General features: G+C 57.8%; 1 rRNA gene. It reads left to right on the top strand.

From position 1 onward, the window contains the following. A 23S ribosomal RNA gene (locus tag F1721_RS34240) occupies window positions 1-557 on the top strand; the annotation flags it as partial.

Below are 557 nucleotides of genomic sequence, written 5' to 3'. Positions count from 1 at the left end.
TGTGTGGGGTAGCCGGAGCGAAAGCGAGTCTGAAGAGGGCGTGTGAGTCGCGTGGTGTAGACCCGAAGCGGGGTGATCTACCCATGGCCAGGGTGAAGCGCGGGTAAGACCGTGTGGAGGCCCGAACCCACCAGGGTTGAAAACCTGGGGGATGAGTTGTGGGTAGGGGTGAAAGGCCAATCAAACTCCGTGATAGCTGGTTCTCCCCGAAATGCATTTAGGTGCAGCGTCGCGTGTTGCTTGGGTGGGGTAGAGCACTGGTTGGTTGATGGGCCTTCGCGGGTTACTGAGATCAGCCAAACTCCGAATACATTCGAGTTGAGCGTGGCAGTGAGACGGTGGGGGAGAAGCTTCATCGTCGAGAGGGAAACAGCCCAGAGCATCGGCTAAGGCCCCTAAGTGTGCGCTTAGTGGGAAAGGATGTGGGATCGCTGAGACAACCAGGAGGTTGGCTTAGAAGCAGCCATCCTTGAAAGAGTGCGTAATAGCTCACTGGTCAAGTGGTCCTGCGCCGACAATGTAGCGGGGCTGAAGCGCACCGCCGAAGCCATGCCAAT

It is taken from the genome of Saccharopolyspora hirsuta (assembly GCF_008630535.1).
Classification (GTDB): Bacteria; Actinomycetota; Actinomycetes; order Mycobacteriales; family Pseudonocardiaceae; genus Saccharopolyspora; species Saccharopolyspora hirsuta.
Note: the sequence above shows the minus strand (reverse complement) of the source record. Positions and strands in the feature narration are given on the sequence as shown.